Here is a 5,686-nt window from a genome sequence, read left to right as displayed (position 1 = left end):
CTGGAGGGCCGAGGATCTTTCCCGTTGTCCGGACGGGTGAAGTAGGCGGCCGGGGTCAGGCCCGTCTCGCGGCGGAACGCGGCGACGAACGCGCTCGGGGTCTGGTAGCCGACGCGGTGGGCCACCCGTCCGACGGGCTCGCCGACCGCGAGCAGCGGCAGCGCCGCCTGCAGCCGCAGCAGCGTCCGCCACCGGCCGAACGGCATTCCTGTCTCCGCGATAAACGCCCGCGCCAGCGTCCGTTCGCTGGCGCCCACCGCGTGCCCCCAGTCCGCCAGCGTGCGCTGGTCGGCGAGGTCCTCGCGCAGCGTCCTTGCCACCGCCCCGGCGAGCGGGCCGTCCGGGAACGGGACGTCAAGCGTTTTGAGCGGGACCGGCTCCAGCAGGTCGGCGAGCAGCGCCTCGGCGCGGGCGCGCTTTTGGCTGGGCAGCGGCCCGGCGAGGTACCCGATCAGCTCGGCGAGCAGCGGGCTGGCCGCGACCGGCGTCGGCGCCGTCCAGCTCACCGGCGACAGGTTCGCCGGGACGAAGACGCTGCGCATGGTGGCGCGGCTGGCGGCGCCGGTCTCGTGCGGCACCCCGGGCGGGATCCAGAGCGCCCGGGTCGGCGGCAGCACCCAGGTGGCGCCTTCGGTGAGGACGGTGAGCACGCCGCTGGACGCCCAGGCCAGCTGGTGGTCCACGTGGATGTGCCAGCTGAACACGGTGCCGCCGGGCATGGGGAAAGCCGCCACGACGATGCCGTCCGGCACGTTCGCCGGACGGCGACCCTGACCGGCTGACGACACAACATGGCAGCCTACGCGCTAGCAGGGCGTGCGCCCTGGCCGTAGCGTCACATGTCGTGAACGAGAACCACGCGAAGCTGCTCGGCACGCCCGAATGGGCCGCCTACCTGCACGAGGAGATCCTGCCCGCGGTCACGTCCGGCGTCGACCTCGGCGACGACATGCTGGAGATCGGGCCAGGACCTGGCGCGGCGACCGAGTGGCTGCGGCACCGGGTCCGCCGCCTGGTCGCCGTGGAACTCGACGCGGACGCCGCGGCGGCGCTGCGGGCGCGGTTCGCCGGCACGAACGTCCGCGCGGTGGCGGGCGACGCGACGGCGCTGGGGTATCCGGACCGTTCGTTCGGCTCGGTCGGGATGTTCACGATGCTGCACCACGTGCCGACCCGCGCCTTGCAGGACGCGCTGCTGGCGGAGGCGCTGCGCGTGCTGCGGCCAGGCGGCACGCTGGTCGGCTCGGACAGCCTGGCCAGCGACCAGCTGCATCGCTTCCACGCGGGCGACACCTACAACCCGGTCGAGCCTGCGGCGCTGCTGACCCGGCTGCAGACGCTCGGCTTCGCCGAGATCACGATCACGGCGGGGGAACGACTGCTGTTCCGCGCGCGCAAGGAGAAAGCCGGGGTGTAGCGCGGGCGGGACAGGTTCGGGCGGGACAGGTTCGGGCGGGCGGGCCCCGTCGTCGCGGGTCCGCCGGTAGCCTCACCTGGAGCGGTCCTGTTCCCCCCGGGAGGCTTTCAGTGGTGCGGCACGTCCAGGCAGCGATGTTCGGCACGGACCACGCGCCGGACACGCTCACGGGCAGCTGCGGCGGCAACCCGGGCATTGCCTGCCGCCTGGTGTGGGACGTCACGCACGACGGCCAGCTGGCGGGCGTGGCGGGCAACTTCCTCGCCGGGCCGGTGCACCTGCTGCTGCGAGTGGGCTATGTCATCGTGCTCGCGCTGATCATCCGGGCGGTGCTGCACCGGCTGATCAACCGGATCACCGAGCGGGCGGCGGACACCATCCTGCCGCACTTCGGGAACGGGGTGTCGCCTTCGCTGCTCGCCCCCGGCCGGCTGCTCGCCCGGCGCAGGCACGGCGGTGCGCCGGGCGGCGACGAGGCGGGAGCCGCGGTGCTGCCGGAGTCGCTCACGCCCGACGAAGCAGCCGCTGTCGCGGAAGCAGAGAACTCGGTGCCCGCCGAGCGCAGGGCGCAGGCTCCGGGCGCGGCCGAGCCCGGGAGCACCGGGCCTAGCCACGCGGAGGTCGCCGCCGCCGCGGCCCGAGCCGAGCGCGCCTTGCTCGCCGAGCGTCGCCACCAGCGGGTGCTGGCACTCGGCTCGATCCTGCGCAGCGCGACGTCGGTCACGATCTTCAGCATCGCCGGATGCGTCGTGCTCGGCGACCTCGGGATCAACCTCGCCCCGCTGCTCGCCAGCGCGGGCGTGGTGGGCATCGCGATCGGTTTCGGCGCGCAGAACCTGGTCCGCGACTACCTCTCTGGCATCTTCATGCTGCTCGAGGACCAGTACGGGGTCGGGGACGTGATCACCGTCGGCGACGCCACCGGCACGGTGGAGACGGTCACGCTGCGGATCACCCGGCTCCGCGACATCAACGGCATCGTCTGGCATGTCAGGAACGGCGCGATCGAACAGGTGGGCAACGAATCCCAGGGCTGGGCGCGCGCGGTGATCGACTTCCCCGTGCCCTACACGGCTAACCTGTCGACGATCAGGACCCTGTTGTCGAACGCCGCAGGGACGATGTGGAGCGAGCCGCCCTGGCGGATGGTCATGCTTGAGGAGCCCGAGGTGTGGGGCGCGCAGGAGGTGTCAAGCGACGAGATCACCATGCGGATCGTGGTGAAGACCGCGCCGCTGCGCCAGTGGGAGGTCGAGCGGGAGATGCGCGCACGGGTGAAGGCCGCCCTCGACGCCGCCGGCATAGGGACGGCCGCTGAGGAGGCCGCGGCGCCGGCGCCGGCGCCGCGGCACCGTCAGTCGCGTGGCGGCGAGCGCGGGTTAGGGTGATACCGATATGAGCGAGCAAACCGCACCGCCGCCGCGGACCTTCTACGAGGCTGTCGGCGGCGAGGACACGTTCACCCGGCTGGTGCACCGGTTCTACGAGGAAGTCGCCGCCGACCCGGTGCTGCGGCCGGTGTATCCGGCGAAGGACCTGGGACCCGCCGAGGAGCACCTGCGGCTGTTCCTCATCCAGTACTGGGGCGGGCCGGCCACCTACAACGAACTGCGCGGCCACCCGCGGCTGCGGATGCGGCACGCGCGGTTCCGGATCGGGGCGGCGGAACGCGACGCCTGGCTGCGGCACATGCGCACCGCGCTGGACGAACTGAACCTGGACGAGGCGCTGGACGCGCAACTGTGGGACTACCTGGTGATGGCGGCGCACAGCCTGGTCAACGCCGTGCCCGAGAACGGGCCAAGCGCGGGCGGGCGGGGCGACATCGGCCTCACCCCTGCCTGAGCCCTTCGTTGGCCGGCCCGGACTACTTACAGAAGTCCGGAAGGTTCTGGTGCAGAACCCGGCCTGCGGAGATTGACACGTCGAGGAGCGTGGTGGCGTTGCCGTCGGCATAGCGGCCGACGAGGACGTACTGGCCTGGCGGAAGATCGAAGTAGAACCTGTGGTTCTCGCTGACGTGCTGGCGGGCGGCGACGGCGGTCGGCAGCACGAGCCGGTATGTCTGGTAGGTCCTGTTGCTTTCACTGCCGACCAGCTCATAGGTCTGGTGGCCGCGCAGCGCCGTCACCGTTCCGGCGGCGTAGGGCTCCGGGCCCCTGGCGATTCCTAGTCCTTGGCAGGGATCGATGTACCCGGTCACCGCGCCGGTGTGCGCCGTCAGCGGGGCGGGACGGCTGGGGCCCCGGCGTGCCGCGGGGGCCGCCCGGCCGCCGGGCAAGATCCCTGCCCCGGCGAGGACGCCGCCGATGGCGGCCGCGATGGCGATCACCACCAGCGCGGTCTTCCTGCGTCGCCGCCGCGCATGCGCGCGCGCCTCGGCTATCAGCGCGTCCGCCTCGGCCGGTGTCTGCGCGGCGGGTGCGGCGATCGGGGGCGCAGCCCTCATGGTGCTAGTCTGGCTAGCACCATGTTCGGTGTCAAGGTTGCCCGCGGGCCTTGTGCGGTTGGCCAGGCGCAATGCGACGTGGCGCGCCGGGACACCACTCGCAGCGACCCTGGCCGCGAGGAGGCGCCACGTGGCCGTTCGGGATGAACTAAAACGAGCGGAGCCGCAGCCTTGCGACCGCCTCAGCCGCGGGTGAGCCTGCGGTAGGTGATGCGGTGCGGGCGGGCGGCCTCGGCACCGAGCCGCTCGATCTTGTTCTTCTCATAGGCCTCGAAGTTGCCCTCGAACCAGAACCAGCTCGCGCCGCCCTCCCAGGCCAGGATGTGCGTGGCCACCCGGTCGAGGAACCACCGGTCGTGGCTGGTGATCAAGGCGCAGCCGGGGAACTCAAGCAGCGCGTTCTCCAGGCTCGCCAGGGTCTCCACGTCGAGGTCGTTGGCGGGCTCGTCGAGCAGCAGCAGGTTGCCGCCCTGCCTGAGGGTGAGCGCGAGGTTCATCCGGCCGCGCTCGCCGCCGGACATCAACCCGGCGGGCTTTTGCTGGTCGGCGCCCTTGAAGCCGAACGCCGCCACGTACGCGCGGCTGGGGATCTCGACGTTGCCGACGTGGATGAACGTCTGGCCGTCTGAGATCGCTTCCCAGACGTTCTTGTCCGGGTCGATGCGCTCGCGGTTCTGGTCCACGTAGGAGATCTGCACGGTCTCGCCGATCCGGATGGTCCCCGCATCCGGCTTCTCCTCGCCGACGATCATCTTGAACAGCGTGGTCTTGCCGACGCCGTTCGGGCCGAGGACGCCGACGATGCCGTTGGGCGGGAGGCTGAAGCTCAGGTCCTCGAACAGCATCCGGTCGCCGAAGCCCTTGTACAGGTCCGTGACCTCGACGACAAGGTTCCCCAGCCGCGGACCCGGCGGGATCTGGATCTCCTCGAAGTCCAGCTTGCGGTTCTTGTCGGCCTGGGCCGCCATCTCCTCGTATTTCTGGAGCCTTGCCCGGCTTTTCGCCTGGCGGGCGCGCGCGCTGGACCGCACCCAGTCAAGTTCGTCGTCCAGGCGCTTGCGGCGCTTGGCGTCCTTGGCGCCCTCGACCTTGATGCGGGCCGCCTTCGTCGCCAGGTAGGTCGAGTAGTTGCCCTCGTAGGGGTAGGCGTGGCCGCGGTCGAGTTCGAGGATCCACTGCGCGACGTTGTCCAGGAAGTACCGGTCGTGGGTGACCGCGACCACCGTGCCCGGATACTTCTCCAGGTGCTGCTCGAGCCACTGCACGCTCTCGGCGTCCAGATGGTTGGTCGGCTCGTCAAGCAGCAGCAGGTCGGGCTGCTGCAGCAGCAGCTTGCAGAGGGCGACCCTTCTCTTCTCGCCGCCGGAGAGGCTCTCGACTTCCGCGTCGGGGGGCGGGCAGCGCAGCGCGTCCATCGCCTGCTCGAGCTGACTGTCCAGGTCCCAGGCGTCCTTGTGGTCGAGCTGCGCCTGAAGCTTGCCCAGCTGCTCGAGCAGTTCCTCGGAGTAGTCGACCGCCATCTTCTCGGCGATCTCGTTGTACGCGTCGAGCAGCTTCTTGGTCTCGGCGACGCCTTCCTCCACGTTGCCGAGCACGGTCTTGGTCTCGTTGAGCCGGGGCTCCTGGTCGAGCAGTCCGACGGTGTACCCGGGCATCAGCCGGGCCTCGCCGTTGGACACCGGCTCGACCCCGCCCATGATCCTGAGCAGGGTGGACTTGCCGATGCCGTTCGGTCCGACGACACCGATTTTCGCCCCTGGCAGGAAGCTCAGCGTGACGTCGTCGAGGACGACCTTGTCGCCGTGCGCCTTGCGGACACC

General features: G+C 71.0%; 6 protein-coding genes. 3 read left to right on the top strand and 3 right to left on the bottom strand.

Annotated features, from left to right (window positions below):
- A partial coding sequence (locus Q1N79_RS08160) for a helix-turn-helix transcriptional regulator (protein WP_300606180.1) occupies window positions 1–788 on the bottom strand: 788 nt, incomplete at its 3' end.
- A gap of 56 nt (window positions 789–844) precedes the next feature.
- Between Q1N79_RS08160 and Q1N79_RS08155 the strand changes: the two genes are divergently transcribed.
- The 3 genes from Q1N79_RS08155 (at window position 845) to Q1N79_RS08145 (ending at window position 3,262) form a co-directional block, all read left to right on the top strand.
- A complete protein-coding gene (locus Q1N79_RS08155; RefSeq protein ID WP_300606176.1) occupies window positions 845–1,417 on the top strand; it encodes a class I SAM-dependent methyltransferase in 573 nt (190 codons plus the stop codon).
- Between the two features lie 110 nt (window positions 1,418–1,527).
- Window positions 1,528–2,805 (top strand): mechanosensitive ion channel family protein, encoded by a 1,278-nt coding sequence (locus Q1N79_RS08150; protein WP_300606173.1) that lies wholly within the window; start codon window positions 1,528–1,530, stop codon window positions 2,803–2,805.
- A 7-nt stretch (window positions 2,806–2,812) separates the two neighbouring features.
- On the top strand, window positions 2,813–3,262 hold the full coding sequence (locus Q1N79_RS08145; protein ID WP_300606170.1) for a globin: 450 nt from the start codon (window positions 2,813–2,815) through the stop codon (window positions 3,260–3,262).
- Window positions 3,263–3,284: 22 nt separating this feature from the next.
- Here Q1N79_RS08145 and Q1N79_RS08140 read toward each other — a convergent pair whose 3' ends face one another.
- Both Q1N79_RS08140 and ettA read right to left on the bottom strand, forming a co-directional pair.
- Window positions 3,285–3,866: a hypothetical protein gene (locus Q1N79_RS08140; protein ID WP_300606166.1), complete on the bottom strand. Its 582-nt coding sequence runs from the start codon at window positions 3,864–3,866 to the stop codon at window positions 3,285–3,287.
- 182 nt (window positions 3,867–4,048) lie between these two features.
- On the bottom strand, window positions 4,049–5,686 hold a 1,638-nt coding region (gene ettA / locus Q1N79_RS08135; RefSeq protein ID WP_300606163.1), incomplete at its 5' end, for an energy-dependent translational throttle protein EttA.

It is taken from the genome of Trebonia sp., from assembly GCF_030042015.1.
Classification (GTDB): domain Bacteria; phylum Actinomycetota; class Actinomycetes; order Streptosporangiales; family Streptosporangiaceae; genus Trebonia.
The sequence above is the reverse complement of the archived record's forward strand: the minus strand, read 5'-3'. Positions and strand labels throughout refer to the sequence as shown.

Bases quoted from the DNA above. Each gene is read 5' to 3' on its own strand.
- Q1N79_RS08145 (WP_300606170.1), top strand. From the start codon at position 2,813: ATGAGCGAGCAAACCGCACCGCCGCCGCGGACCTTCTACGAGGCTGTC.
- Q1N79_RS08140 (WP_300606166.1), bottom strand. From the start codon at position 3,866: ATGAGGGCTGCGCCCCCGATCGCCGCACCCGCCGCGCAGACACCGGCC.